Here is a 607-nt window from a genome sequence, read left to right on the forward strand (position 1 = left end):
CCGGTCCCGGCGATCCGCTGGATCTCCGCGAGACTCAGATACTGGTGATCCAGCAACTCCGACTGCTCACGCTGCACCCGAACCAGAAAATCACCCAACGACTCCGCATAATCCAACCGCACCCGCACCGGAACCGTATTGATGAACAGACCCACCATCGACTCCACACCCGCCAACTCCGGCGGACGCCCCGAAACCGTCGACCCGAACACCACATCATCACGACCGGTCAACACACCCAGCAACACCGCCCACGCACCCTGAACCAACGAATTCACCGTCAGCCCACGAGCCCGAGCCCCCACCCCCAACCGACCCGACAACCCCACCGGCAAACCACACACCACCCGCTCCGGCACCACCGCACCACCACCGCCCGGCACACCACCCACCAGCCGGCAACCACCCTCAAGCCCCGCCAGCGCCGAACCCCACACACCCCGCGACACACCACGATCACGACCCGCCAACCACACCAAATACTCCCGATACGGAACCACCCGCGGCAGCAGCCCCACACCCTCCCCACCCGACCCGTACAACCCAAACAAATCACGCACCAACAACGGCACCGACCACCCGTCAACCACCAGATGATGAACCGTCA

The 607-nt window shown here is 64.4% G+C and carries 1 protein-coding gene; it reads right to left on the bottom strand.

Annotated features, from left to right (window positions below; genetic code table 11):
• The coding region (locus IE247_RS33995) for a condensation domain-containing protein (RefSeq protein WP_229869536.1) at window positions 1-607 on the bottom strand (607 nt) is incomplete at both ends.

This window comes from Streptomyces inusitatus (assembly GCF_014651115.1).
Classification (GTDB): domain Bacteria; phylum Actinomycetota; class Actinomycetes; order Streptomycetales; family Streptomycetaceae; genus Streptomyces; species Streptomyces amakusaensis.